This is a genomic window from Roseibium sp. SCP14, from assembly GCF_040329475.1.
Classification (GTDB): Bacteria; Pseudomonadota; Alphaproteobacteria; order Rhizobiales; family Stappiaceae; genus Roseibium.
Window position 1 is genome coordinate 568,660 of the sequence record NZ_JBDZYH010000005.1, and the last position, 24,711, is coordinate 593,370.

18 protein-coding genes are annotated in these 24,711 nt (G+C 57.1%); 6 read left to right on the forward strand and 12 right to left on the reverse strand.

Translation table 11 applies throughout. The features are described 5' to 3' along the window. Window positions 1–4: 4 nt before the first annotated feature. The 4 genes from ABLQ08_RS22720 to ABLQ08_RS22735 form a co-directional block, all read right to left on the reverse strand. The gene (locus ABLQ08_RS22720) at window positions 5–2,215 is read right to left on the reverse strand and encodes a 4Fe-4S binding protein (RefSeq protein WP_352946776.1); all 2,211 of its coding nucleotides are present in this window, start codon (window positions 2,213–2,215) and stop codon (window positions 5–7) included. Window positions 2,216–2,331: 116 nt separating this feature from the next. Continuing rightward, complete coding sequence (locus ABLQ08_RS22725) at window positions 2,332–3,234, reverse strand: DMT family transporter (protein WP_352946780.1); 903 nt, start codon at window positions 3,232–3,234, stop codon at window positions 2,332–2,334. Then, window positions 3,215–5,548, reverse strand: a complete 2,334-nt coding sequence (locus ABLQ08_RS22730; RefSeq protein WP_352946783.1) for a PIG-L family deacetylase — start codon at window positions 5,546–5,548, stop codon at window positions 3,215–3,217. The genes ABLQ08_RS22725 and ABLQ08_RS22730 overlap by 20 nt, the downstream gene beginning before the upstream one ends. Window positions 5,549–5,565: 17 nt before the next feature. Further along, window positions 5,566–6,726, reverse strand: coding sequence for an ROK family transcriptional regulator (locus ABLQ08_RS22735; protein WP_352946786.1), 1,161 nt, complete (start codon window positions 6,724–6,726; stop codon window positions 5,566–5,568). 125 nt (window positions 6,727–6,851) lie between these two features. On the opposite strand from ABLQ08_RS22735, the gene ABLQ08_RS22740 reads away from it, so the two are divergent. The 6 genes from ABLQ08_RS22740 (at window position 6,852) to ABLQ08_RS22765 (ending at window position 13,408) form a co-directional block, all read left to right on the forward strand. Then, window positions 6,852–8,108: an extracellular solute-binding protein gene (locus ABLQ08_RS22740; protein ID WP_352946788.1), complete on the forward strand. Its 1,257-nt coding sequence runs from the start codon at window positions 6,852–6,854 to the stop codon at window positions 8,106–8,108. A gap of 64 nt (window positions 8,109–8,172) precedes the next feature. Further along, on the forward strand, window positions 8,173–9,072 hold the full coding sequence (locus tag ABLQ08_RS22745; RefSeq protein WP_352946791.1) for a carbohydrate ABC transporter permease: 900 nt from the start codon (window positions 8,173–8,175) through the stop codon (window positions 9,070–9,072). An 80-nt stretch (window positions 9,073–9,152) separates the two neighbouring features. Continuing rightward, a complete protein-coding gene (locus tag ABLQ08_RS22750) occupies window positions 9,153–9,956 on the forward strand; it encodes a carbohydrate ABC transporter permease (RefSeq protein WP_352946874.1) in 804 nt (267 codons plus the stop codon). Next, a complete protein-coding gene (gene argH / locus ABLQ08_RS22755) occupies window positions 9,953–11,449 on the forward strand; it encodes an argininosuccinate lyase (protein WP_352946794.1) in 1,497 nt (498 codons plus the stop codon). Before ABLQ08_RS22750 ends, argH begins: the two co-directional genes overlap by 4 nt. A gap of 4 nt (window positions 11,450–11,453) precedes the next feature. Further along, complete coding sequence (locus ABLQ08_RS22760) at window positions 11,454–12,509, forward strand: ABC transporter ATP-binding protein (protein ID WP_352946796.1); 1,056 nt, start codon at window positions 11,454–11,456, stop codon at window positions 12,507–12,509. After that, complete coding sequence (locus ABLQ08_RS22765; protein WP_352946799.1) at window positions 12,509–13,408, forward strand: carbohydrate kinase family protein; 900 nt, start codon at window positions 12,509–12,511, stop codon at window positions 13,406–13,408. Before ABLQ08_RS22760 ends, ABLQ08_RS22765 begins: the two co-directional genes overlap by 1 nt. 72 nt (window positions 13,409–13,480) lie before the next feature. Here ABLQ08_RS22765 and ABLQ08_RS22770 read toward each other — a convergent pair whose 3' ends face one another. From ABLQ08_RS22770 to ABLQ08_RS22805, 8 genes are all read right to left on the reverse strand, one after another. Further along, window positions 13,481–14,737 (reverse strand): HAD family hydrolase, encoded by a 1,257-nt coding sequence (locus ABLQ08_RS22770; RefSeq protein ID WP_352946801.1) that lies wholly within the window; start codon window positions 14,735–14,737, stop codon window positions 13,481–13,483. Between the two features lie 18 nt (window positions 14,738–14,755). After that, window positions 14,756–15,793, reverse strand: a complete 1,038-nt coding sequence (locus ABLQ08_RS22775; protein ID WP_352946803.1) for a LacI family DNA-binding transcriptional regulator — start codon at window positions 15,791–15,793, stop codon at window positions 14,756–14,758. Next, complete coding sequence (locus ABLQ08_RS22780) at window positions 15,781–17,874, reverse strand: ABC transporter ATP-binding protein (RefSeq protein WP_352946805.1); 2,094 nt, start codon at window positions 17,872–17,874, stop codon at window positions 15,781–15,783. The genes ABLQ08_RS22775 and ABLQ08_RS22780 overlap by 13 nt, the downstream gene beginning before the upstream one ends. Window positions 17,875–17,881: 7 nt before the next feature. Beyond that, the gene (locus tag ABLQ08_RS22785; RefSeq protein ID WP_352946808.1) at window positions 17,882–19,009 is read right to left on the reverse strand and encodes an ABC transporter permease; all 1,128 of its coding nucleotides are present in this window, start codon (window positions 19,007–19,009) and stop codon (window positions 17,882–17,884) included. Then, window positions 19,006–20,013 carry an ABC transporter permease gene (locus tag ABLQ08_RS22790; RefSeq protein WP_352946811.1) on the reverse strand — a complete coding sequence of 336 codons (1,008 nt, stop codon included), beginning with the start codon at window positions 20,011–20,013 and terminating at the stop codon, window positions 19,006–19,008. The genes ABLQ08_RS22785 and ABLQ08_RS22790 overlap by 4 nt, the downstream gene beginning before the upstream one ends. A gap of 105 nt (window positions 20,014–20,118) precedes the next feature. Beyond that, window positions 20,119–21,951 (reverse strand): ABC transporter substrate-binding protein, encoded by a 1,833-nt coding sequence (locus tag ABLQ08_RS22795; protein WP_352946814.1) that lies wholly within the window; start codon window positions 21,949–21,951, stop codon window positions 20,119–20,121. A gap of 351 nt (window positions 21,952–22,302) precedes the next feature. Then, window positions 22,303–23,301: a LacI family DNA-binding transcriptional regulator gene (locus ABLQ08_RS22800; protein ID WP_352946816.1), complete on the reverse strand. Its 999-nt coding sequence runs from the start codon at window positions 23,299–23,301 to the stop codon at window positions 22,303–22,305. Between the two features lie 247 nt (window positions 23,302–23,548). After that, entirely contained in the window at window positions 23,549–24,532 is a 984-nt protein-coding gene (locus tag ABLQ08_RS22805) for a GlxA family transcriptional regulator (RefSeq protein WP_352946819.1), read from the reverse strand. Window positions 24,533–24,711: the final 179 nt, after the last annotated feature.

The following is a 24,711-nucleotide window of genomic DNA, read 5'->3' on the forward strand; positions in this document are numbered from 1 at the left end:
AAGGTTATTTGGCCGGAATGGGTTCTGCCGATTGGGCTACCTTTTCCGGTTTCCGGATTCCTGTCTGCACTTCGAATTTCCGCCGCTTGGCGAGCTTCTTGATGCAGACAGGACATTTCTGGTCGTGCTGATAGAGAACCTGGCAATGCAGGCAGTTCAGACACTCGTTGGGATTGATGTTGCCTTCAGGATGAATGGCCTGGACCATGCATTCCTTGGCGCAGCGATTGCAGGGATTGCCGCATTCGCGATACCGCTTCAGCCAGTCGAACATGCGCAGGCGGGCAGGAATCGCCAACGCAGCTCCGAGCGGACACAGATAGCGGCAATAAAACCGTTCGATGAAAAGCCCCGCCGCCAACAGGGCGACTGCGAACAAAACAAACGGCCACGCACGCTGGAACTTCAGGATGATCGCGGTCTTGAACGGTTCGACTTCGGCGTAATGTTCAGCCACATCCAGCGAGTAGAGCGACAATCCGAACAGGCCGAGGAAGATCATGTATTTCAGTGGCCACAGCCGTTCGTGAAGTCCCCAGGGCACTTCGATCTGCGGCACGCGGAAGAACTTCGCAATCCGGTTGGTCAGTTCCTGCATGGCGCCGAAGGGGCAGAGCCAGCCGCAATAGGCGCCGCGACCCCAGAAGAGCAGCGCGGCAGCGACCGAGAACCACAGCAGGAAGACCAGCGGATCCATCAGGAAGGCGTCCCAACTGAACTCGTTGGTCAAAGCCGAGAAGAAGGCGAGCACGTTGACGACCGAAAGCTGGGCGTTTTCCATCCAGCCGAGCCAGACCAGCGTGAATGTGAGGAAACCGATGCGGAACCAGAATGTGAAACGTTCGTTTTTCGTCACCTGCATCTGGAAGAAGAACACCAAGGTCAGAACGCCAATGGCAACTCCCAGCACGACGACGTCAAAGACCCGCCCCTTCCAGATCCGCACCCAAAGCTTCTCTACGACGGTCTGCTCATCGGCAGAAACGGCTGATGTTGTTGCCGGGTCCGCCGCTGCGGCTGCGACCGGGATCGCCTTCAGGTAATCCTGCGGCAACTGATAACCGAGGTCGAAAGTCAGGAAGACCTTGTCGATGGGTCCGACCGCCCGCTGCACAAGCAGCTGCAGGCGGAAATCCCTGGCAGGATCGAAGCCGATGTCTGCCGGAATGATGAACAGATCCATCTCCGTGAAGGATGGCGCGCCTTCGGCGACGATCTCACCGACACGAACCTGCTGCTTGTCGAAGAACCTCGCGGAGACATCGTGCTGGATCATCTGGATACGGTCAAAAATGCCGCCGCGGACATAGCCCGACCCCTTGAAGGAGTAGCGGCCGCGACCCATGACCAGGATCGCATGCTCACCTTCTTTCAGGCGGCTCTTCAGGTTCTGGTACTCCGCTTCGCCCAGCAGGGAGAGGCCGATGGACGGTACGTCCGCCAGAGCGAGATAGAGGTCGATAAAGGTATCGGTATCGGGCCCGGATTCCGGACGGGCGATGGCTCGCTGGTCCCCCTGGTCGACAAAGGCCTCGTTGATCTGCGCAACGTCGAGGGACATGCGGCGAACCGAACCATCGCCGGTCAGGGTCATCCAGTCGGATACGTCCTGCTTTTCATAGTCGATTTCCAGCTGGGGGCCCTTTTCGGCAACTTCCGGAGCAAGTCCACCAAGGCCGAGCGCCCTTGCAACCTTCAGGCCTGACCGGACGATAGAATCGTCGATCACCATGATGGTCACCGTGGCACCGGAAATGATGTCCAGATCGTGCGCGGAGCCGCCGCTTTCGGCCTCGGCTTTCAGGTCAAGTCCGGCATAACCTTCCGTGACAGCCTTGATCTTGCTGTCGGGAATCCCGATCAGGACAATCGGCTCGGAATGCTTGACCAGCCTGACACCGGTAATCACGGCCGAAGGATCCACGCCGACCAGCGTGTGGATCGGCTTGCCCGAATAGCCGGTGGTGGAAACGAAGTCGGAAGTCAGGAAGACCCAACCGATGGTCTCCCCGTTCTTGATGGCGGCCACAACAGGAACGTTTTCCTGCAACGGTCCGAACGAATCCGCACCGGGAACGAGGTCTCCGGCCTCGACCTTGTCGAGGAAACGCGTAACTTGAGCCGCAAGGGACTCAGCCGAAGGCGACAATGCGCTCACCAAAAGGACGGCGAGGCCGATCGCGCACAGGCGAATGATATTAAATAGGGGACGCACGAGAAGCGCTCCAGCACTTGTCTTGAATGATGCTGGTTCGATTTTCGACGTTTCAGACGTGTTTCGCTTTGATGATTGTCAAGTGGAAGAAAAAACAGAGTCTTATAGTTATGTTTTTATCCTGCTTGTCGGGAACCCGTCTGGCGCCATCCCGTCCAGGCGGAGGCACAAACGATCAGACAGGCGCCGATGAGAAAATTGACGCTGAGACTTTCACCAAAGAAAAAAAAGCCGACACCTGCGGAAAGCGGCAGGCTGAGATAGCTCAGGATTGCAAGAAATGCCGCGGCTGCCCGCCGATGTGCATTCAGGAAGCAGAATTGAGCGCACTGCGCGCACACACCGATCGCAATGAGCGGCAAGGCATGTTCGGTCTGCACCGGAACCCAGGTGACAACTGCCAGGGGAAAGACCAGGACAGCAAGACCTGCCGTATAGAAGGTCATCATCACGACCAGCGGCACGTCGGCAAGTCTGCGTGTCAGAATAACGGCGGAAGTACCGGCAAGAACCGTCATGGCAATCGCGGGAAGTCCCCAGGAAAACGGCACGGATCCAGGACTGACGGCTATGAGAACACCGGCAAAGGCAATGGCGGCAGCTATCCAGCGGCGCGGACCGATCATCTCTTTCAGGAAAAGAACTGCCAGTACCATGGTCAGGATCGGACGCGTGAAATTGATGGCTGTCACCAGTGCCAGCGGCAACCGGGCGATGGCAAAAAAGCTTGTCGTCAGCGCTACGGTTGACGCTGCAACCCGGAAAAAGTGCAATGTCAGCCGGTCGGGTTTTCTGAAGTCACCGGAGGCGCGCCATATCCACGGCAAGATCAACACCAGTCCGGTCACGGCGCGCAGGAACACCAACTGAGCCGAACTGTAGTCAAGGCCCAGTGCCTTTACGATACTGAGCGCCCAGATGTTAAGGCTTATATCTGCCAGCAGCCAGAGGCCGCCGATCGCATTTTCCCTGGTGGCGGAGGTGTGGTGCCCCGCGAGATCAGGTTCGCGGCGAAACAAGGTTCACCATGATCCGGAAGGCACCGGGGACGAGTTTTTCCATCTGGTGGTGCAGGATCAAAGCACAATGAATGTGCCGCCCCTTGCCGATATCGGCAGCCAGAAGCGCCCCCCGGTGCGGTGCTTCACCCGGATCCGCCATTTCGAGCAAGGGTTCGTAGATCGGGTCCCAGCTCTTTGCAAAATAGAGGCCGCGCTCTTTTTGCCACCCGGTCCAGTCGTCGTTGCCGATCCGGTTCGGTATTGCAAACAGGTCATGTTCCGGAGACAGCACTGTTACGGCAGCATTTTCATCTGTCACCCGCCAGCGCAAGGAGGGCTGTCCGATCTCGAGCCGCGCGGGAGGTGTCCGGTCCGGGTCCCAATTGTCCCACGGTCGATGATAAAGAGTGAGCAATGTTCCACCGGAAGACACCCATTTGCGCAAGGAAGGCATCGCCTCTTTCAGTCCCGACTTGAACCTGACGGCGAAGATACCGATCACAATCGTATCGAACTCTGAAAGCGCCGCTTCACTCGTCAGATCATCCGCATCGAGAGAAACAACGTCGAGCCCAAGGCCGGACAGCCAATAATCGACACGATCGTTCCCGGCGCCGATGTAACCGATCCTGGCGGAATTCTGACCCGCGTCCACCACACAGACGGAGGCTTCTGCCGGAAGGATCAGGTGGCGTGGTGAAATATGCGGATAATTTACCGGAATGACCGTGTTTGCAGGTTCTCCATCAAGGAGCAGACGGACCTTGTAATTTCCCTCTTCAACGTCTGAAGGAAGTTTGACATCGAACCCCATCGCGGTTTCCCGCGCACTCCATCCCTCCGGCAAATCCAACGTGGCCATGCAGTCGGCTGGTACAATTGCCGGAACCCTGAAGGTCAGGGAGCGATTTTCGCCGGACCGGTTGAGAACAGTTGCCATTGGCGACAGGACAGCGCTGCGCTCGGGCAATACTTGAGGAGGAACCTCGAACGGAATGGCCGTTTCGCTGACGACACCATGCGTTGTCAGCGATAGCATGACATGAGGCGCATCCGGTTCGCCGGGAAGGTATGTGTCCGGATAGGGATTGCTGAAAGGCGCGTTTTCCGTGCGCACTTCGCTCATGGTTCCCGACCATCCTACCGGCAACATGAGCGAAACCGAATGTGCCTGCGCCACTCCAGCCCGGAATTCTGTTTGAACCGGGCTGTAGTCGTTCGTGCTCAAGACATCCTTTTCCAGCCGTACGCGGCACTCGACTCGCGCCGCAATACGGATCAGTTTTGAAAGCTGGGTTTCCTTTCGGGCGATCTTGCTGGCGAAACGCGCAGGAACTTTGTCAGCACCGAGCCGAAGGGCTGCAAGTGCATCGCTGGCGTGTTGCAGAACAGCTTCAGAATCGGGAAATGCCGAAACAGCTGCAGCCATTTCCTGATCTGCCCTGATGAGATCCGGGCCTGAGCCCAGGTCCGCCAGACAAGTCGGCAATCCCGAATTCAGGTTGTCTTCCTGCTGTCCGAGCCGGCTGAATCTGAGGTGAAGCGGCCAGTCTCTTTCCGACCCGGTAGGGGTCCAGCTTCCCATGGCCTGTGTCTTGTGGCAAACACGGCTCTGCTCTCCGATGCGGGCATAAGAAAACCCGGTGACCGGATCAAAGCCCTTGCCGTCAATTGTCAAGGTTGCGGGCGGAGGAGGAAGATCATCGTCATAGGCCTGACCGGCACCGGACCAGGCAGGCAGATACATCTTCGACACTTCCCACGCAGGCAGGACGCTTTCGCGGTAGGCCGGATCAGCGGCCAGACCGATAGCCACTTCCGCTGCTTCCGTCATTGCGCGGTGATGACCGTGCTGCCCGGGAATATCCAGGAACGTCGGACAGATGATGTCGGGTTTCTCCTGACGCAGGATGTCGACAAACCGCTTAAGCGTTCGCTCCCTGCCCCATTTGGCAAGCGTCTCCTCTCCCGATTTGGAAAAACCGAAATCGAAGATCGGATCATCCGGGTTTTCCGACAGCCAATAGAGCCTCAGCCCAAGGCGACCGGCAGCGCGTTCCATTTCAGCCGTGCGCAGGACACCAAGCTGCTGGCTCGCCTCGCGGCCGATATCGTTCTGCCCGCCTTCGCCCCTGGTCGAGCAGGCATAGGAAAGATCCATTCCATCCCGAAATCCAAGAACCGCGAGCATCTCGGAGGTTTCGTCATCCGGATGCGCGCCTGTGTTCATGAAAGACACAACGGACCTCAGCGGCACCAGCGCTCTCCACAACTCGACGATGTGAGGGTGTTCGAATTCGAGAGCAATACGCTCGGGATCGGTCAGGGCCATGAGTTTCGTCCGGGAAATCAGGTGTCTTGTTGAGGAGTGAAGGCGCGATGCAGAACAAGAGACGCCGCACCCAGCGTGGCGGTCATGCGTCCACATGTGCCGCGCTGAAGTCTGGGGAACGGATTGTCATGCCGGTTGGAAACCGACGACGTCGACAGCGGACAGGTTTCAACCAGATGGTCGATTATGGATCCCGGCATTGCGCCGCCCAGAATGATTGTCTGCGGGTCGAGAATGTTTTCAAGAAGGAGCACGGCCTGGCCCAGCGCTTCAGCGGCTCGGGACAACCAATCGAGCAATCGCGAATCCCGTTCCCGGAACAACCGATCGAGCGTTTCCAGATCAAGCGGGTCGCTGCCGCCAATGAGCGATTGAATGGAAACACGGCTGAGCATGCTTTCCAGCGGCACCGGCCCACCGGGGCCAAGAACCGGTACATGGCCAACTTCACCGGCATTGCCGAAGGCACCAGACACAAGACGCCCTTCACTGATGATGCCAAGCCCAAGCCCCTTGCCGAAATAGACAAAGGCGTAGGAACCGATGCCCTGCGCAACACCCGTCAGGCGTTCTGAAAGAGCGGCTGCGTTCGCATCGTTGGAGAGTTCAATTGCACCTCCAAGCGTGGTTTCAAAAAGTGCCCGCGCATTGGTATCCTCCCACCCCTGCAGATCGGAACTGCGGCCTGACAGGCCGGTCTTGCCGAATGGTCCCGGCATGACAATTCCAGTCCCCAGGAGGCGGTCATCGACAACTCCGGCGGCTTCAAGCATCCTTTCGCGAAGGCTCAGGACTCTCCCCACGACAATATCGGGTGAATTGTCCGTCAGTTCCGTACGCGCGGTGTCTACCGTTGTTCCCGAAAGGTCCAGCAGAGCGGTGAAAATGGCATCGGGACGGATTTCAACACCGAAAGCATAACCGCCCTTGGGATCCACGCCATACTGGACGGCAGGCAGGCCGCGTCCGGCAATCCGCGTTCCCTTTTCCAGGATCAGGCCTTCACCAAGCAAATCGGCTATAATGTTCGAGACTGCCTGGGTCGACAGTCCGAGGGCACGTGCGATCTCGGCACGTCCCATCGTGCCGGCCGCCTGAATATGACCCAGAACCGCCTGCCGGTTCCGGTTCCGGCTGCGCAGCGGGTTGGATCCCTTGATTTGAGTTTCGCTCTTCATTCCCTGTTATTAACTCAAGAAAATTGACAATTCAATTTATTTGACTTAATCACATTCCGATAGGCGGCAAAAGACTGCCACTCCGGTGCGATACGGTCACACCAATCCAGATGGGAGCATCAGCAATGTTGAAGCAGTTAAAGCGCATGGCGCTGGGTGGGGTTGCCGCTGCAGCGACCCTGATAGGAAGTTCGGCCTGGGCTGTCGAAATCGAATATTGGCAATATTTCTTTGATGCCCGTGTCGAGGCGATGGAACAGTTGATCGAAAAGTTCCAGGAAGCCAATCCGGACATTACGGTCAAGATGACTCATTTCCCATATGCCGATTACCGGACAAAGGTGGCAGCTGCCATTCCGGCCGGTGAAGGCCCGGATGTGGTGCAGCTGTTCTATGGGTGGTTGAACGATTACATCGAAGCTGACCTGATCCAGCCTCTTCCCAAGGACGTTTTCGATCCGGCAAAGATCGATTCCGAGTTCTTCCCCATGGTGCAGGCCATGAAAAAGGACGGCACCTACTACGCGCTGCCGACTGCGGTCCGTTCGCTGGCGCTCTTCTACAACACCCGCCTCTTTGACGAAGCCGGTATCGAAACACCGCCGGCCACGCTCGATGAACTTGTTGAAACAGCGAAAAAGCTGACCAAGCTCGATGGAGCCGGCAACATCACGCAGGTCGGCATTACCACCGGCATGAACGCGCAGGATCATCACTGGTGGCGCGAAGTGCTGGTTCGTCAGTTTGGTGGCGATCCCTATGAGAACGACTATCAGACCGTCAACTACAACAATGAAGCTGGTCTCGATGCGCTGAATTTCTACGTCGGGCTGGAAAAAGACCACAAGGTGACCCAATCCGGCTTCATGGACGAGCCTCAGGCGGCCTTCAAGGGCGGCCGTGCAGGCATGCATATTGACGGATCCTTCCGCATCGGCTCCCTCAACAAGGTGCGCGGCCTGAAATGGGGCGTCGCCGAGTTGCCCGCCGGCCCTGACGGCAAGAAGTCCAACTATTCGTCCTATTGGGTGAACGGCATCACCACCAAGGCAGAAGGTGAAAAGTACGACGCCGCGGTCAAGTTCCTCGACTACCTCACCTCCGATGAGGCAATGCAGGTCTGGCTGGATGTGGTTGGTGAGCTGCCGGCGAAACCGTCTGTCGGTCTCGTTGAGAAAAACGCCAACGACCCGACCTATGGCCCGTTCATCCGTGGCCTCGAGTATGCGAACACGACGAAGTTCGCAAACGAATCCGCTCAGCGCCAGGCCCTGATGGACATGGTTGCCCGGATCGATATCGAAGGCCAGGACCCGACCGAAAGCCTCGAAGCTGCGGCTGCCGAAGAGCAGAAGATCCTGGACGAATATTACGGCAAGTAATCTTGCCCAGATTGGGCTGCCGGATGACCGGCAGCCCGGACCTTTCGCATAAGCGGTACGGGTAATGTCAGCCTACAAAAACCTATCGATCCGGCAGAAGCAGATTCTGTGGGCATGGATCTTCCTTGCCGTACCGACGCTCTTTTACGTCGTGATCCGGTTCTATCCGACCGGCGCAGCCTTTGTGACCTCGTTTCAGGACTGGAACCTTCTGGGGGCACGCACCTGGACGGGCCTGGACAACTACGCGAAGCTCTGGAACGACCCGGTCTTCTGGAAAGTCTTTCGCAACACATTTGCCTATCTTCTGCTGGGCACACCCATTTCACTCGTGATCAGTTTTGTCATTGCCTATCACCTGGACAAAACGCGGTTCATGCATGGCTTCCTGCGCATGCTCTATTTCCTGCCGTTCATGACGTCAGCCGTTGCCATGGCCTGGGTCTGGCGCTGGTTTTACCAGCCGGTGCCGATCGGTCTCTTCAACAACATGCTGGCCTCGGTCGGTATTCCGCAGATCGAATTCCTGAATTCCACCACCAATGCGCTGCCATCCGTTCTGGCACCGGCGGTGTGGGCCGGGCTGGGGTTCCAGATCATCATCTTCATGGCAGGCCTGCGCGCCATTCCGGTCAGCTACTACGAAGCGGCGCGCATAGACGGTGTCGGCTGGTGGACCGTTCTGACACGTATAACGCTGCCACTGTTGAAGCCGACTATCGTTTTCATTGTCGTCTTCTCCTCCATCGGTTTCCTGCGGATTTTCGATCATGTCTTCAACATGACGACAAACAATCCCGGCGGACCGCTGAACTCGACCAAACCGCTCGTCCTGATGATCTACGAAACCGCATTCAGCAGTTTCGATATGGGATATGCGGCTGCGCAGACCGTCGTTCTGTTCGTCATTCTATTGCTTGTCAGCCTGTTTCAGCTCTGGATTCTTAGAGGGGACAACACATGACCATTGCCTCCGAAGCATCCGGGCAACCTCGCGCGAACGCTGACACCCTGTTTTCCAAGAAGGCGAACAAGCAGCGTAACATGGGCCAGATCCTGCGCTGGATGGTGTTGTTTCTCGGTGGCGTGATCATGATCGCGCCCCTCGCCTACATGATCTCGACGTCGCTGAAATGGCCGCACGAAGTCTACAACGTCAACCTGATCCCCGAAGAACCAACGATCGAGAACTACACCTATGTTCTTGAAGACGGACGGTTCTATGGCTGGTTCGTCAATTCGATCATCATCGCGCTGATCACGACGGCGTCCAACCTGTTCTTCGACAGTCTCGTCGGGTACACCCTTTGCAAGTTCCGCTTTCCCGGCCGCCAGATCGTCTTCATCGCAATCCTGTCGACCTTGATGATCCCGACCGAAATGCTGGTGATCCCCTGGTACATGATGAGCCAGTCCTTTGGATGGCTGGACAGCTATTGGGGCATCATGTTCCCCGGACTGATGACCGCATTCGGCACCTTTCTCATGAAGCAGTTCTTCGAGAGCGTTCCCGACGACTTCCTGGAAGCAGCGCGTATTGATGGTCTGAACGAATTCCAGATCTGGTGGCGCATTGCCATGCCGCTGGTCAAACCGGCACTCGCCGCCCTTGCGATCTTCGTCTTTCTCGGTAACTGGACGGCGTTCCTGTGGCCGTTGATCGTGACCAACTCGGTGGAAATGTACACGGTTCCGGTGGGCCTTTCCGGGTTCGGCGATGAAGTCGATGTGGCCTGGGAACTGATCATGACCGGTGCGGCCATTTCCACATTGCCGACGCTGATCGTCTTTCTCATCTTCCAGCGGTTCATCATCCGCGGTGTTGTCATGGCGGGGTTGAAAGGATGAGCGGCAATCGCAACGATACCTCTCAGTTTCCGGATCCGATTTACAAGGACACTGTGCTTTCGGCGCTGTTTGAAGGGGTCAAGGCCCACTACGCGCAGCATATGGGAGCGATCAACAGAGCCCATCTGGTGATGCTGAAGGACACCGGCATCCTGAACCCGGAGCAGGTTCGCTGTCTTGCCGGTGCATTGAAGGAAATCGACGCGGAAACGGATGTCGCTGCCCTCACATACACCGGCGAACACGAAGACTATTTCTTCTTTGTCGAGGCGGAACTCCGCCGGAAGTTGGGTGACCTCGGCGGCATGTTGCATACCGCAAGGTCGCGCAACGACATGGACCATACGCTGTTCAAGCTTGCATTGCGCGAACGGGTGCAGGTTCTGTGGCAGGAGCTTGCGACCCTCGCGCAAGCATTGGCCGACAAGGCCGAAGCGGAAGCCGAGACGCTGATTGTCGCCTATACGCATGGACAGCCGGCGCAACCCTCCACATTCGGCCACTATCTGTGTGCTGCCCTGGAAGTCCTGCTCCGGGACATGGCACGCCTCAACCTGGCGGCTGAAGATCTCGACCATTGCCCGATGGGAGCTGCGGCGATCACCACAAGCGGGTTTCCGATCGACCGACAACAGGTTTCAAGTCTGCTTGGCTTTGAAGCCCCGCTTCTCAACTCCTATGGCTGCATTGCGTCCGTCGACTATGTCACCGGTCTCTATTCTGCCCTGAAGCTGGTTTTCGTGCACCTAGGCCGCCTGATCCAGGACATGGCCTTCTGGTCTTCTTTCGAGGTCGGGCAGCTTTACGTGCCCAACGCCTTTGTCCAGATCAGCTCGATCATGCCGCAGAAGCGCAACCCGGTACCGATCGAGCACATGCGTCATCTGGCAGCCGTAACCGCAGGCCGGTGCGATGTCATGGTCGACACAATGCGCAACACGCCCTTCACCGACATGAACGACAGCGAAGGCGAAGTCCAACAGGCCGGATATGCTGCATTCGAGAGCGGCAGCAGAGTGCTGCGGCTGCTGACGGCCTTCCTCCCCGCCTGCGGCATTGATGCCGGACGCGTTCGGCGCAATTCGGACGCTGCCTGCATCACGATTACCGAATTGGCCGACACGCTCGTTCGAGAAGAAACCCTAAGTTTCCGGCAAGCGCACGAAATTGCAGCGGCAACTGCCCGTGGTGTCCTTGCCGACGAGAAACCTCTGGCAAAAGGCTTCACCCATTTCTGCGAAGCCTTCAAATCCGAAACGGGGCGAGAGACGATGCTCGACGCCGAGACGTTTTCGCTTTCCGTCTCTCCCGAGACCTTTATCGCCCGCAGAACCCGGCCGGGAGGCCCTGCGCCCGAAGCACTCAGGGACGCGCTTGAGATCTACAAGGGACACCTTGCCGATCTGAACGCAGAGCAGGCAAGACGGAACGCCCGCCACACGCAATCAACCGAACTGCTTGATGCTGCATTCGCGGCATTGCTGGAGACTTGAATTCATGGCCGACCTTTCCCTCAAAAAGCTGACCAAATCCTATGGGCCAGTTGAGGTTCTCCATGGGATCGATCTTGAGATCTCCGATGGTGAATTTGTCGTTTTTGTCGGTCCGTCGGGTTGCGGCAAGTCGACAAGTCTCAGGATGATCGCCGGATTGGAGGATATCACTGCAGGTGAGATCTGGATCGGCGGACGCATGGTCAACAACCTTGAGCCCAAGGAACGCGATATCGCGATGGTGTTTCAGAATTACGCCATCTATCCGCATATGACCGTGCGCAAGAACATTGCCTTTGGGCTTTGGAATGCGCCGCTCAGCAAAGCCGAGAAAACCGCTCGGATCGAGGAAGTCGCCCAGGTCCTGGACATGGCCAACCTTCTTGACCGAAAACCATCACAGCTTTCCGGTGGACAGCGTCAGCGTGTTGCAATCGGACGTGCGATGGTGCGGAACCCGGCGGTTTTCCTGTTTGACGAACCCCTGTCGAACCTGGATGCCCAGCTGCGCACTCAGATGCGTCTTGAAATCAAGAAACTGCACCAGAAAGTCGGCAACACGATCATTTTCGTGACCCACGATCAGGTCGAGGCGATGACGCTGGCGGACCGGATCGTCATCATGAAAGACGGGCATATCCAACAGGTCGGCACACCCGAGGACGTGTTCCACAATCCGGTGAATGCATTCGTCGCCCAGTTTATCGGTGCCCCCTCCATGAACATGCTCGATGCCACAGGCAACGGGCAGGAACTGTCGCTCGCAAACGGCGAAAAGATCCCGTTGTCGCGAACGACCTTGAGCGGACAAAAACTGCTGCTCGGTGTGCGTCCGGACGATCTTGTGCTTCATCCGGAGACCTCCTTCATTTCCGGCAAGGTGTCGGTCAGGGAACCACTCGGCTCTGAAACGCTGATTTATGTGACAAGCGACTATGGAGAGGTGGTCGCCAGGGTGTCAGGCAAGGATGCCCCGGTGGTTGGCGACGAAGTGCATCTGGGGGCTGCACCGGAAGCGCTTCATATCTTTGACGCCGATACAGGAGCCGCGCTGGTCTGATGCTGCAACGAGGCGACAAACCGGTCATTCTTTGCGCAGGCCGCATCTATTGCGACCTGGTCTTTTCGGACATTCCGAGAATGCCGACGCTCGGGTCGGAAACCTTTGCGGGCGGCGTATCTCTTCATGCGGGAGGCGGCGCCTTCAATTCCGCTGTCGCCTTCTCTGTTCTGGGCTGGTCCTCAGCTCTTCTTGGAACATTACCGGCCGCGCCATTCGACGTGCCGGTTCTGGATGAAGGTCGCGCGCTTGGTCTGAATATGTCTTTGTGCGAGCCCGCTTCTCCCGGTTCCTCACCCCAGATCACCGTTGCAATGGCCCTTCAGAACGACAGGTCGTTCCTCAGTCACAAGTCAGGACAGGCATTTCCCGACCTGAACCCTGCCGCACAGACCTGCCGGTCAGTCAGGCATTTGCACATCGGCGAACTCAAGAGCCTGTGCGAGGCTCCAGAACTGGTTGCCAAGGCCCGCGAGGCGGGCTGGAGTATTTCCCTCGATTGCGGTTGGGACGACGATCTGCTGCGCGCGGGGGCGGAAGTCGCCGAGTTTATTTCCGCGGTCGACGTGTTCCTGCCAAATGAAAGCGAATATGGAGCTCTCAGGGCATCCGGATTACCGGAGGATTGCTGCCCGGTGACCGTGATCAAGGAAGGCAGCACCGGAGCCCGAACATTCCTCGACGGCAAGACCGTTCATCGGCCCGCATTTCCGGCCGATGTCGTGGACACAACCGGTGCGGGCGATGCCTTCAACGGCGGCTTTCTCTCCGCCTGGCTGGCCGGCGAGGATCTGGAAGCCTGTCTGGAAAACGGCAACCGCTGCGGCGCCGTTGCAGTGCAACATGCCGGAGGGACTTCCGGCATGTCACAAACCATATCTTCTCTGGCCTTGAACTGATCGCCAACGCCTGGCGAATTCGCGCGCAATATCCGGCATGCGCGACTGACTTCATGCCTGGACGTGTACAGCTCAGTTCGACCCTGAGCGCATCGCAACTTCCATCTGTTCCAGCAAGGGAAGAAGTTCCAGCGGCTTGCGGATGACGTGATCGGCTTGCTCCAACTCATCCTTCGGCTCACGTGGATAACGATCGTTCCAGTCGATCCAGACCGAGTTCATTCCCAGTGAATTCGCGCCCTTGACGTCTCGCGTGATGTTGTTGCCCACCATCACGATGCCTGAAGTGTCTTCCTCCCGCAGTCCCAGCTTAAACATCGCTTCCCTGAAGATTCTCGCATCGGGTTTCAGGGAATCGCATACTTCCGAAATGGCTTTTGCGTCGAAGAGGTCCCAGAAGCCGAGCGCATCGTGAACGTTCAGGAAACTCTTTTCCCGGCCGTCGGCCACCAGGGCGACGAGATACCCTCTTGCCTTGAGTTCGGCGACAAGCTTGTCTCCTCCTTCGATGGGTTCCGCTGAAAGGACGAGTTCGTCTTCCTGGGTATCGAACACCTGTGTCACTTCATCGATCATGGTGTCACCGCTATCGAGGAAGACTGCCTTGATGCCATCATAGGCCGCGCGAAACTCCTCGGTCTGATTGCGCAGGAACCGCGGAATGAACGAGGCAAGTTCAAGCCAGCTCAGCACCGGCAGCGGGGCCAGATCGAACTCCTTGTCAAAACAATAGCTTGGCTCAAAACAGCGCGCCTTGAGATTCTGCCGGCCCAGGAACTGGTCATAGGGCGTAAGGAATGCCAACTCTTCCTTGAACGGCTCTTCCACCATCACGCCCCGAAGCTCCTTGCCACTGCTGCAGGCTTCGTCGAGCCTGGACCTGCCGGCCACGATGTCGGCTGGGGATGCGGCATGCGCATGCTTGCCCGGCTCGCAGTAAAGAACGAGGCGTCCGTTGCGCCACTCGGCTTCGCCCATGTCTTTCAAATGACCATGTGCACTGGCCGCCGCATGGACAGGTTTACCAGCAGCGTCCAGAAACACCCAAACATGTTCCAGCTCATAGAAGTGCTGGATATCGCCATCCCACCAGATCGCGTACTCAAGAACAGTCTTGCAAGTGTCAGGCCCTTTCGGCACATGACGGCAACTTGGAGACCGGCAGCCATGGGAAAGCCTGGTCACCCCAAGCGCGACCGGGACAAAAGGCTCCCGGCTGTCGCAATAAAGAACCGGTGCATGCCGCCTTGCCAGAACCGCTGTCTCGGCGTTCATTTCTTCAGGTGCAACAGCGATTTCAGTCTGGCTGCCGGGCTGAAAGTCGTTCATTCGTATTCCTCGTTCTTGTCAGGTCGTCCAGGGCGCTGGCGCCAGACTTTCCCGCTCGATCAGATGTGGATTCAGGGTTCGTTGAGCCGGTTTGGTCTCATTGCCCTCAAGCCGGGTGATGAGCAGATCGGCGGCTGACTGCCCCATCAGGTCTACCGACTGGCTGACGGTTGCCATCGGCGGAAATGTCATCTCGGAAAGCGGAAGGCCGTCATATCCAAGTACGGAAATATCCTCGGGTACGGACAGACCGGTTTCACGAGCTGCATAGAGCGCTCCGGTTCCCATCATGTCGGTCATTGCAAAAACCGCTGTCAGCTCAGGGTGTTCCCGCAGCATGCGCTTTGCGGCCATGTAGCCGTAGTCGAAGCGTTCGCCCGGCATGTCGGGCGACAGGACAATCCTGTCGGCAATCCCCAGTTCCAGCGCAGTTTCCAAAGCTCCCTCCAACCGGTGCGAGACCGGCCGGTTCGGGTGGTATTTGACGTCACACGGCATGATCATGATGCCGATATTCCTGTGCCCCAACTCCCACAGCCGCCGAATGGCCAGCTGGCCGCCGACTTTGTTGGCCGAAACCACGAAAGAAACCGATTTCTTTCGTGGTGCACTTTCGACAAAGACCACCGGCACGCCTTCGCGTTCCAGAACGGCCGCGTGCCGCGTGGTGATCGAAAGTGACCCGGATGGACGGATGATCACGCCGCCGACCTGCATTTCCAGAAGCGTCTTGACGTATTCGTCCTGCCGGTCGTCCTCCCCGAGAGTGGAGCAGACCATGGGCAGATACCCCCGGTCCGACAGGGTGTTTCCGATCGCCGTGTGAAGCATCGTGCCGAAGGGTGAGCCCTGGCTTGCCAGAAGCACGCCCACCACGTTGGAACTTTTGCGGCGAAGGCTCGCGGCCAGGCTGTTGGCGCTATAGCCGAGCGCACTTGCAGCTTCCAGAACGGCCTTGCGCTTCTCATCGGTGATGTTTTCGTGGCCGTTAAAGACCCTTGAAACGGTCGAGATGGAAACTCCCGCCCGCGCAGCGACGTCCTTTATGCCTGCCATGCATGCGCCCCCTGTCCGTTCTGCCCCTCGTTTTTGTTGAGAGGATAAAAGCATGCAACCGCTCGTTCCAGACCATTCGTGTTCAAGGTCGGCGCTTCGGATGCGCATCTAGCCTGAGCAAAGGCGCAACGATCCCGGAACTTGCAACCTCTTGGCAGATTTCCAGGATCCGGCACCGCCCCGCCAAGACGGATCGGCTGGCGCTTGCGTTCCGACCGGGGCACCGGTTCAAGCACAGACGACAACAAGGCCTGCGTATAAGGATGTTTCGGCGCGGCGAAGATGTCGCGGGTCTGCGCAATCTCCACGATCTCACCGGCATACATGACTGCAACGCGGTCGCTGATATGAGAAACAACGCTGAGATCGTGCGAAATGAACAGGTAGGTCAGACCAAGTTCACCCTGCAGATCCTTCAGGAGATTGAGAACCTGCGCCTGGACGGAAACATCGAGCGCCGACACAGGCTCATCGGCGACAATGATCCGGGGCATCGGCGCAAGAGCTCTCGCAATTCCGATTCTCTGACGCTGCCCCCCTGAAAAGGCGTGCGGGTAACGGTCGAGGAAATCACGGTTGAGGCCAACCATTTCCATGACCTTTCCCACGCGAGCATTGACTGCTGTTTTTTCAACCGCACCCTCACTCGTGCGCAGGACCTCCGCGATGATATCGAAAACCGTCATGCGCGGATTGAAGGAACCGTTCGGATCCTGAAACACCATGCGCAGATCGCGCCAGTATGATTTCAGCTGCTTCTCCGGCATGTCGGCAAGGTTCACGTAGCCATCATCAACCTGCAACTCGATCTGCCCCTCCGTCGGTCTGAGCAGACCGAGGATTGTCTGACCGAGCGTTGACTTGCCGCATCCGGACTCTCCGACCAGACCGAGCGTTTCACCGGGCCAAAGGTCAAAGGAGACACCACGCAGCGGGCGCAACTCCTTATGCTTTGAGAAAAATCCCCTGCTCATCAGGAAATGCTTCGACAAGCCGTTCACTTTCAGGATCGGCGGTGCGCAATAATCCGGTTTGCTTGTGGCGGTTTCCCTTGCCTCGGTCTTGGTCGCCTTGCGCGGCCAGTTCGTCTTCTGCAAGGCATGACACCGAACGCTGTGATCCGCCGCAATCTGTTCCAGCAACGGATTGTTGACCTGACAGACCTCAGAGACCGCCAATCCGCATCTGCTTGCGAACGAACAACCGGCTGTGCGGTTCCGCAGGTGTGGAACGGAACCCGGTATCGATTGCAGTTGTTGCCCATCCTCACCGCCAAGGGTCGGCAGTGAAGCGATCAGTCCGCGCGTATAGGGGTGCTTCGGGTTTCGCAGGATCTCTTCGACAGGACCACTCTCGACGACTTCTCCCATGTACATCACTGCGACTTCATCGCCGATATCGGCAACCACACCAAGATCATGCGTGATCAGCAGCATCGACATGCGCTCTTCCTTCTGGAGTTCCTTCAAGAGATCCAGAATCACCGCCTGGGTGGTGACATCAAGCGCCGTCGTCGGCTCGTCGGCAATCAACAGGCGCGGACGGCAAACCAGTGCCATCGCGATCATCGCCCGCTGCCGCTGACCGCCCGACAACTCGAAACTATAGGAATGGAACCGCTTTTCCGGAGCAGGCATGCCAACGCGTTCAAGCATGTAGAGCGCCTCGGTGCGGGCCTCTTTTTCCGATAGCCGTCTATGCCAGCGAAGCGCTTCCGTTATCTGGTTGCCGATGGTGTAGAGGGGAGAAAGTGCGGTAAGCGGCTCCTGATAGATCATGGAGATCTGATCGCCCCGGATTGCTCGAATGGCCTTGCCCTTCGGATCAAGCGCCGCCAGATCCGTTCGGCCGCCTTTTTCGTTCCGGAAGTCGATCGCACCATTTTCGATCCGGGCATTTTCTCCCTGAACCCGAAGGATCGTCTTGGCCGTCAGCGACTTGCCGCACCCGGATTCTCCAACCAGGCAGAGCGTCTTGCCTTCCGGAATTGTCAGGCTCAGCTGGTCAAGCGCGACGAGACGGGTCTTGTCTTCGGTGAAGGTGACCGTCAGGTCCTTAATATCGATCAAAGTTTCTTTCATTGCGGACCTACTGCGCATGCGGATCTGCGGCATCGCGCAAACCGTCACCCAGGAAATTGAGTGCCAGAACGGCAACCACGACAACCGCGCCCGGAAGGAACAGCCACGGAGCGGTAGCCATGGAGCGGACGTTTTGAACCTCCTGAAGGAGAACACCCCAGCTCACGACCGGTGGCTTCAGTCCAATGCCCAGAAAGCTAAGGGCAGTCTCAGCCAGGATCATGCCCGGTATGGCAAGCGTAATGACGGCAATCGTATGGGAGTAGAAATTCGGCAGCATGTGCCGCAGAAGAATGCGAAATGTGCCACAGCCGTCCAATCTTGCCGCCTTGATGAAGTCTTCTGCCTTCAGGGCCAGAAAGCGCCCTCGGACGACACGTGCCAGCCCGGTCCATCCCAGAACGGAAAGAACCACGGTTATGAAGAAATAGGTCTGCAATGGTGGCGTATCGCTCGGAATCGCGGCGGCGATGCCGATCCATAGCGGGATTGACGGCAGCGATTGCAGGAACTCGATGAACCGCTGAATCAACTGGTCGACCGTTCCACCGGCGTAACCCGACACACCGCCGATCAGGATGCCGAGGACAAGACTGATCGCGACGCCAAGTAGGCCGATGGTCATGGAGACGCGGGCAGCGTAGATCGTGCGGGAGAGCACGTCGCGTCCCAACCGGTCAGCTCCAACGAAAAACACCTTCTGCCTCGGGTTCCTGGCACCGAACAGATGCCGATCCCCCTTGATCAGGCCCAGCCATTTGTAGCTGTCGCCCTTGACCCAGAAACCCAGCTCGACAACATTCTTCGGATCCGGCTCGAACTTGCGCTGTCCGGTTTCGTAATTGAAGACAACCTTGTAACTGAGGACATGCGGCTGGAAACTGCCATCGTCCAGAAACAGGCGTACCCTTTGGGGCGGGTAATAGGCATGCCGGGTTGAATAGGCATCCGCCCCCTGTGGTGCCAGCACTTCAACGAAGAGTGTGATCGCATAGAAAAAGACAGTGATGCACAACCCGATCACGCCGAGCCTGTGGCGCCGGAATCGCTTCCAGATCTGACTGGCCTGACTCTGCCTTTCCGGCAGAGCAGGTTCCGCAGCGAGGGGCGCGTTGTCGAACGAACCGAGGGTCATGCTGCCCCTCCCATTTCAAATTGCCGACGGATACGCGGATCGAGCCAGGCGAGCAGAAGATCGGAAAAGAGAGTTCCGATCATGCCCAAAATGCCGAGAAACATGATCAGGGTGGCTGCCAGGAACATATCTTCGCCCCGCAGGGCGTCGAACAGCATCGGCCCGACCGTCTGCAGGCCCAACACGATGGCGACGATGGTTTCTCCGGAGACGATGCTGACGAAAATGTCGTTCAGACTGCTCACGAACGGGTTCATGGCATGGCGTACCGGGTATTTGGTCAACAGCCAGGTTTCCGGAAGCCCCTTGGCCCGCGCCGTCAGAACGTAGGGGCGATGAAGTTCGTCCAGAAGGTTGGCGCGTATAACACGGATGATCGACGCGGTACCGGCGGTGCCGAGCACGATCACCGGAATCCAAAGATGCTGCATCAGATCACCAACCTTGGCGAGGCTCCAGGGGGCATCGACATATTCTGGCGAGAACAGGCCGCCAACGCTTTGCCCGGTGAAACGGAATGTGGCGTACATCAGGACCAGAGCCAGAAGGAAATTTGGCAACGCCAGACCGAGGAAACCGATCACGGTAAAGGAATAGTCGGTGAAGGAATATTTGCGGACAGCGGAATAGATGCCGATCGGAATTGCAACGACCCAGGTAAAGAACAGTGTCGACAATGCCAGCACGGTGGTCAGACCAAGGCGTTCCCAGATAACATCGCCCACGGGCCGTTCCATGTTGAAGGACCAGCCGAAATCTCCCTTGAATACCGCTTTGGTGACCCAGTCCACGTACTGAACCGGCAACGGGCGGTCGAGGCCGTAGAGCTGACGCATGGCTTCCTTTTCCTGCGCGCTCATGGATTCACCTTCGGCGGCAACCTTCGCAGCGTAGCGGTCGACGAAATCACCAGGCGGAAGGGAAATGAGAGAGAACGCCACGATGGAAATCGCCAGCAGGGTCGGCGGCACCCAAAGCAGACGATGTAAGATAAAGCGGCCCACAGCGCCCCCTAGAGAAATTCCGGTATTCCAGATTGGCTTGAGAAGGGCATGCGGGAAGAGGTTGCCTCCCCGCATGCCTTGTGAGGTTCCACCTGGGTTGGAACCTTATTTCTTGATGAACCAGGATTCCATGTTGGTCGGCGCGGGACCGGGATAGAGCCAGCCTTCCGTGATCGGCTCGTAAACGTTACCGATCCGGTTGGAGACCACGCGGTAATTACCCTCTGGCAGAACCGTCCCGATGTTGACGAACGCGTCGGCCATGGTCTGCATGAATTCGGCCATCAGAGCATCGCGTTCGGCTCCTGCCTTGGTCGGCATCACCGCCTGAATCTCAAACAGGCGCTTGATCTCGGCAGGCGGCTCGACGGCCTCAACCCCTTCGATCGTGAAGGGCTGAGGTGCGATGTGCTCGCTCACCCATACAATCCAGTTGTCCCAGTTCCCCTGGTAGCGCAGAAACCGATCAAGACTGACGGTCGGCAACTGGCCACAACCGTTTTCACCAGCCCATACCTGCATTTCGCGATCGCGAGCAAGGCGACGGGTCTCGTAGATCTCATGACCGACCGCTTCCGCATTGAGATGAATGCCGATGTCAGCCCAGTTCTGCACAATGATCTGCAGGACATCCGCCCATTCCGCACGGAAAGAGTTTTCTGCGATCATGGATACACTGATGCGTTTGCCATCCGGCCCCAGGCGATATCCGTCAGAATCCTTTTCCGGATAGATACCGTCAAGAATTTCACTGGCCCGTTCCGGATCATAGTCCGTGTACTGGGTTGCGAGCTGCTCGTTGTAGAAAGGAGATGTCGGCCGCGCCGCGGACTGATACGGCATCCCCTGCCCCAGATAGACCGTATCGATGATACCCTGACGATCGATGGCCACCGAAAGAGCGATCCGGACGTCCTTGTTCTGGAAGAACTCGGCCTTGAACGCATCGGGATGGTTAAACGGCATTTCGATGAACATGTTGTTGTAGTCGCAGCTTTGCGCTTTCGCGAAGCGATAGTTGCCGCGTTCCATGTTCTCGAAGAAAATTCCCTTGTTCTGCGGAACCGAGATGTTCGGCAGGGAGTAGTCGAACTCGCTTGCCATCGTCTTCAGCAACTGAACTTCCGGGTCGGGTACCAGATTGTAGCTGCGGGTATCTATATAAGGCAGTTGATTGCAGTCGGAATCGACCTTGAAGTAGTAGGGATTTCTCGACAATTCGAAATATTGCCTGCCGATGAAAGGTTCCGTGGTGACCCATGCCAGTATCGTCGGCCGGTCCGGATCGTTCTGCTCAGCCTTCTTGCCATAAGTTCCAACGCGGCCCATCCACCAGCTGGAGTAATCCTCCGTCCCGGCATCCGCCATCATTTTGGCGACACCTTCCGGGTTCAGATTGCGGTCGAACTGAGCGATGTAGTGAGCCGGGAACTGGACAACGCGCTGACCGTAAGGTCCTGCCAGATCGAGCAGGAAATTGCCGTTCGGATTGCTCCAGGAAAAGCGGATCGTGTAGTCGTCCAGCGTTTCGACCTTGGCCTGCTCGCCATTCACGACGAAGATGTTGCGTGGCCCTTTGACCATGATGTCCGGATTGGTCTCGACCTTGTCCCACCAGAACTGGATATCCTTCGCGGCAAAGGGATGCCCGTCCGACCATTTCATACCTTCGCGCAAATGAAAGGTGTAAGTCGTGGCATCGGCGGAGACTTCCCAGCTGCTGGCTACATTCGGAAGAATTTCCGATCCATCGGGGCTCCAGCGCACCAGCGGGTCATAACCATAGTGGCGGTAGTCACCGAGACGCGACCCGGTAAAAAGATCCTTCATCACTCCGCCATAGGAACCTACCTCAGCCGCAGCGACAACCAGCGGCTCGGCCGGCAGACGGTCCCCGATGCCCGGCAACTCACCCGCCGCCACCTTCTCAGCAAGCATCGGCGCCTCCTGAAAACTTTGACAAGCACCTTGCGCAAGAGCCCCGCCGGAAGCGAGGCACCCCGCCAGGGCCACTGAAAGCAGGAGAGGTCTGTTTTTCATCTGTTCAATCCTTTCGATCACCCGGCAACAGGCTTCCAATTTTGAAAAGCTTTTCAGTTTTTATTGCTCTTTTGCGTCAGTTTAGTGACGTTTTCACCGGCAGAGCCGTAGCCCTTGACGAAAACCATAAGAACAGAATCGCACAGAATCAACGTTTTTGTTTACAAAACGGACACGCTTCGTTTGAACAAGTGAATTTCAAAGCTGTGAAACGCACTCATCAAATTGAAAAGGATTTCATAATTTCTGCTATTTTTTCAAGTTTACCAACGCTGTCGACCCACCCTCAACAAGTTGGCTTTCAATGCGAATTTTCACAGCCGCCCGATCTGGTTGCCGAATCCGGTTCAGCAGCTGATGCGCGCACATCTCCCCAAGTTCCTGCACAGGCAGATTTACAACGGTGAGACTGGGAAAAACCATTCGGCCGAAGCCGGTCCCGCTCAGGCAGACAACGGACATGTCCTCAGGAACCTTTGTTCCCAATCTCGAAAGCAACTGAATCGCCGTCATGGCGACATTTTCGCTGCCGCAAAACAAGGCTGTCGCGTCGCCGTGTTTTTCCCTGAGTTCCGTCAGCGCATGTTCAACACCCGCCTTCAAGGGAAGTTCCTCATCGAGCGGAATTGTGACAATGCTTGTTTCGGATGAAAAGTGCGGCATTTGCGCCGTCCAATCGCCTTCGTTCTGCTCCAGATAGGCAACCTTGCGATGCCCTAATCTTGCGAGGTGGTTTATTGTTGTTTCCCAGCCCTGTCGGTAGTCGACACTGACTGTGCTGACACCCGTTCGAGGCACTTCGGTTCCAAGAAGAAGCGCAGGAATACCTGCTTTTTCCAGCTTCTCCGCAGCCGCTATCGCCTGCTCCAGATTGGCGTTTGCATGGAGTATCGCACCGGCGATTTTTCGCGTGATCATCTCCTCAAGGTAAAAGGCCTTGCGCTCCGCGGTTCCGCTGGCATTGCAATGAAATGTCTTGAAACCGGCCTCGAACAGAACTGTTTCCACCCGTTGCGCCATCCGGCTGTTTTCCAACGTCGGTCGATCGAATTGGAAATATCCTATTACGTCGGAAACCTTCCTTCTCAGGTTCGCGGCCAGTGCATTGGGACGATAGTTTTCCTCCTGCACAATCCGCATTACCCGGTCCCGGGTTTTCGAGTTCACATGAGGATGATCATTGAGAACACGCGAAACCGTCGCAGGTGAAACGTTCGCCAGTCGCGCTATGTGCCGGATATCAGTCATGTTGCTTTCAATGCGAGTTTGCGCCGAGAGGCGAGAAAGGAAATGGCGGCCGGAAGGACCGGCAGCCCGGAATCGAAGGAACTAAGCTTGTCACACATGTGGGAATGAGTTGCAGGCGTTCCGAGCCTTGTCAAATCGCAGCCGGTGTCGAGTAGCGTCGTTCGCGGGACTTCGAACCTGCGGGCAAAATCCGTAAAAAAGCCGGAAGACACGCGATGCAAAACGAGAAACAGGTGGCGGACGGCAGCTATTTTTTCTTTTTCCGCAACTGGTTGGGCGTTTCACCGAACTCCGCCTTATAGGCCTGGGAAAGAGAGGCTGTCGACAGAAAGCCACATGCGATCGCGACCTCTATCAGAGAAATATGCGTGTTGGTGATGAGCGTCTGAGCTTTTTTCAGGCGTATCTTCTTGTAGAGCTTCGCCGGCGAGGTGTTGAGATAGACGGTAAAAAGGCGTTCCAGATGGCGAGCTGAAAGTCCGACCTCATCGGCGAGATCCGCAAGGCGCAGAGGTTGCTCGATATTGGTCTCCATGATGCGAATGGCCTTTTGCAGCCTTTTTTCCAGGAAGTTGGGGTTGTAGCTCGTTCCTCTTGGCTGTTCCTGGGTAAAGCCTCGAATGTTGTCCAGCATCAGGAAACTGGCGATCTCCGCACATTCCTGCGGCCCCAGAACATCCGACAGGATGCCGATCACGGTTTCCATCGTGTGACCATGACCGGCACAGGTCAAAATGCCGGAATTGTTCTCGACCAACCGTTCGGAAAGTGTCGGAAAAGTCCCGATTTCATGTAGCAAGGCAATGTCACGCCAATGAGTCGTTGCAGGTCCATCCAGAGTTCTGACCGACTTGATGTATTCCCGGGCAGCATCCGAGAGGAGAACAACCGGATTTCGGAGTTTTTGCATCGCCCTCAACCGGCTCATCCAACCCTCCGCCCTGCACTCCCGTCCTCCGACGACGATCAGGCAATCGCGCAGATATTGATCGCCAATTGTTGGATGCGCACGCACGAGCAGTTCCGAACTGCTGGTGATAAGCCCGGGTGTGTCAGACGTGATGTGCCAGGTAAACTGGTCGCGGTTCAGAACTTCATTGGCAGCGCGCAGAACCGAAATGACTGCCGCCAGCTCAAGATCGGAAAAACCGGACTGAACGAATATCTCGAATACCAGATCCCGGCTGACCTCTTCCTCCAGAGGCGACAAGTTCCAATAGGGCTTGTTCATTCTGCTTACTTTCTCAGGCGCCACAGGGAAGGTTGCGGTCTTTCCCGGCCGGTCACCATTGACAGGTGCGATCCTCTTTCGGTTTTACTTAGTCGCCTCAGATCGATCAAATCCAATCCCATCAATTGTTTTACATTCAACACCTTCCCTCTAACCGGAAAAGGGACTGGCCTGCCCGT

Excerpts from the sequence above, each read along its gene's own strand:
- ABLQ08_RS22730 (WP_352946783.1), bottom strand. The coding sequence starts at position 5,548 with ATGGCCCTGACCGATCCCGAGCGTATTGCTCTCGAATTCGAACACCCT.
- ABLQ08_RS22735 (WP_352946786.1), bottom strand. The coding sequence starts at position 6,726 with ATGAAGAGCGAAACTCAAATCAAGGGATCCAACCCGCTGCGCAGCCGG.
- ABLQ08_RS22740 (WP_352946788.1), top strand. The coding sequence starts at position 6,852 with ATGTTGAAGCAGTTAAAGCGCATGGCGCTGGGTGGGGTTGCCGCTGCA.
- ABLQ08_RS22745 (WP_352946791.1), top strand. The coding sequence starts at position 8,173 with ATGTCAGCCTACAAAAACCTATCGATCCGGCAGAAGCAGATTCTGTGG.
- ABLQ08_RS22750 (WP_352946874.1), top strand. The coding sequence starts at position 9,153 with ATGGGCCAGATCCTGCGCTGGATGGTGTTGTTTCTCGGTGGCGTGATC.
- argH (WP_352946794.1), top strand. The coding sequence starts at position 9,953 with ATGAGCGGCAATCGCAACGATACCTCTCAGTTTCCGGATCCGATTTAC.
- ABLQ08_RS22760 (WP_352946796.1), top strand. The coding sequence starts at position 11,454 with ATGGCCGACCTTTCCCTCAAAAAGCTGACCAAATCCTATGGGCCAGTT.
- ABLQ08_RS22765 (WP_352946799.1), top strand. The coding sequence starts at position 12,509 with ATGCTGCAACGAGGCGACAAACCGGTCATTCTTTGCGCAGGCCGCATC.
- ABLQ08_RS22770 (WP_352946801.1), bottom strand. The coding sequence starts at position 14,737 with ATGAACGACTTTCAGCCCGGCAGCCAGACTGAAATCGCTGTTGCACCT.
- ABLQ08_RS22775 (WP_352946803.1), bottom strand. The coding sequence starts at position 15,793 with ATGGCAGGCATAAAGGACGTCGCTGCGCGGGCGGGAGTTTCCATCTCG.
- ABLQ08_RS22780 (WP_352946805.1), bottom strand. The coding sequence starts at position 17,874 with ATGAAAGAAACTTTGATCGATATTAAGGACCTGACGGTCACCTTCACC.
- ABLQ08_RS22785 (WP_352946808.1), bottom strand. The coding sequence starts at position 19,009 with ATGACCCTCGGTTCGTTCGACAACGCGCCCCTCGCTGCGGAACCTGCT.
- ABLQ08_RS22795 (WP_352946814.1), bottom strand. The coding sequence starts at position 21,951 with ATGCTTGCTGAGAAGGTGGCGGCGGGTGAGTTGCCGGGCATCGGGGAC.
- ABLQ08_RS22800 (WP_352946816.1), bottom strand. The coding sequence starts at position 23,301 with ATGACTGATATCCGGCACATAGCGCGACTGGCGAACGTTTCACCTGCG.
- ABLQ08_RS22805 (WP_352946819.1), bottom strand. The coding sequence starts at position 24,532 with ATGAACAAGCCCTATTGGAACTTGTCGCCTCTGGAGGAAGAGGTCAGC.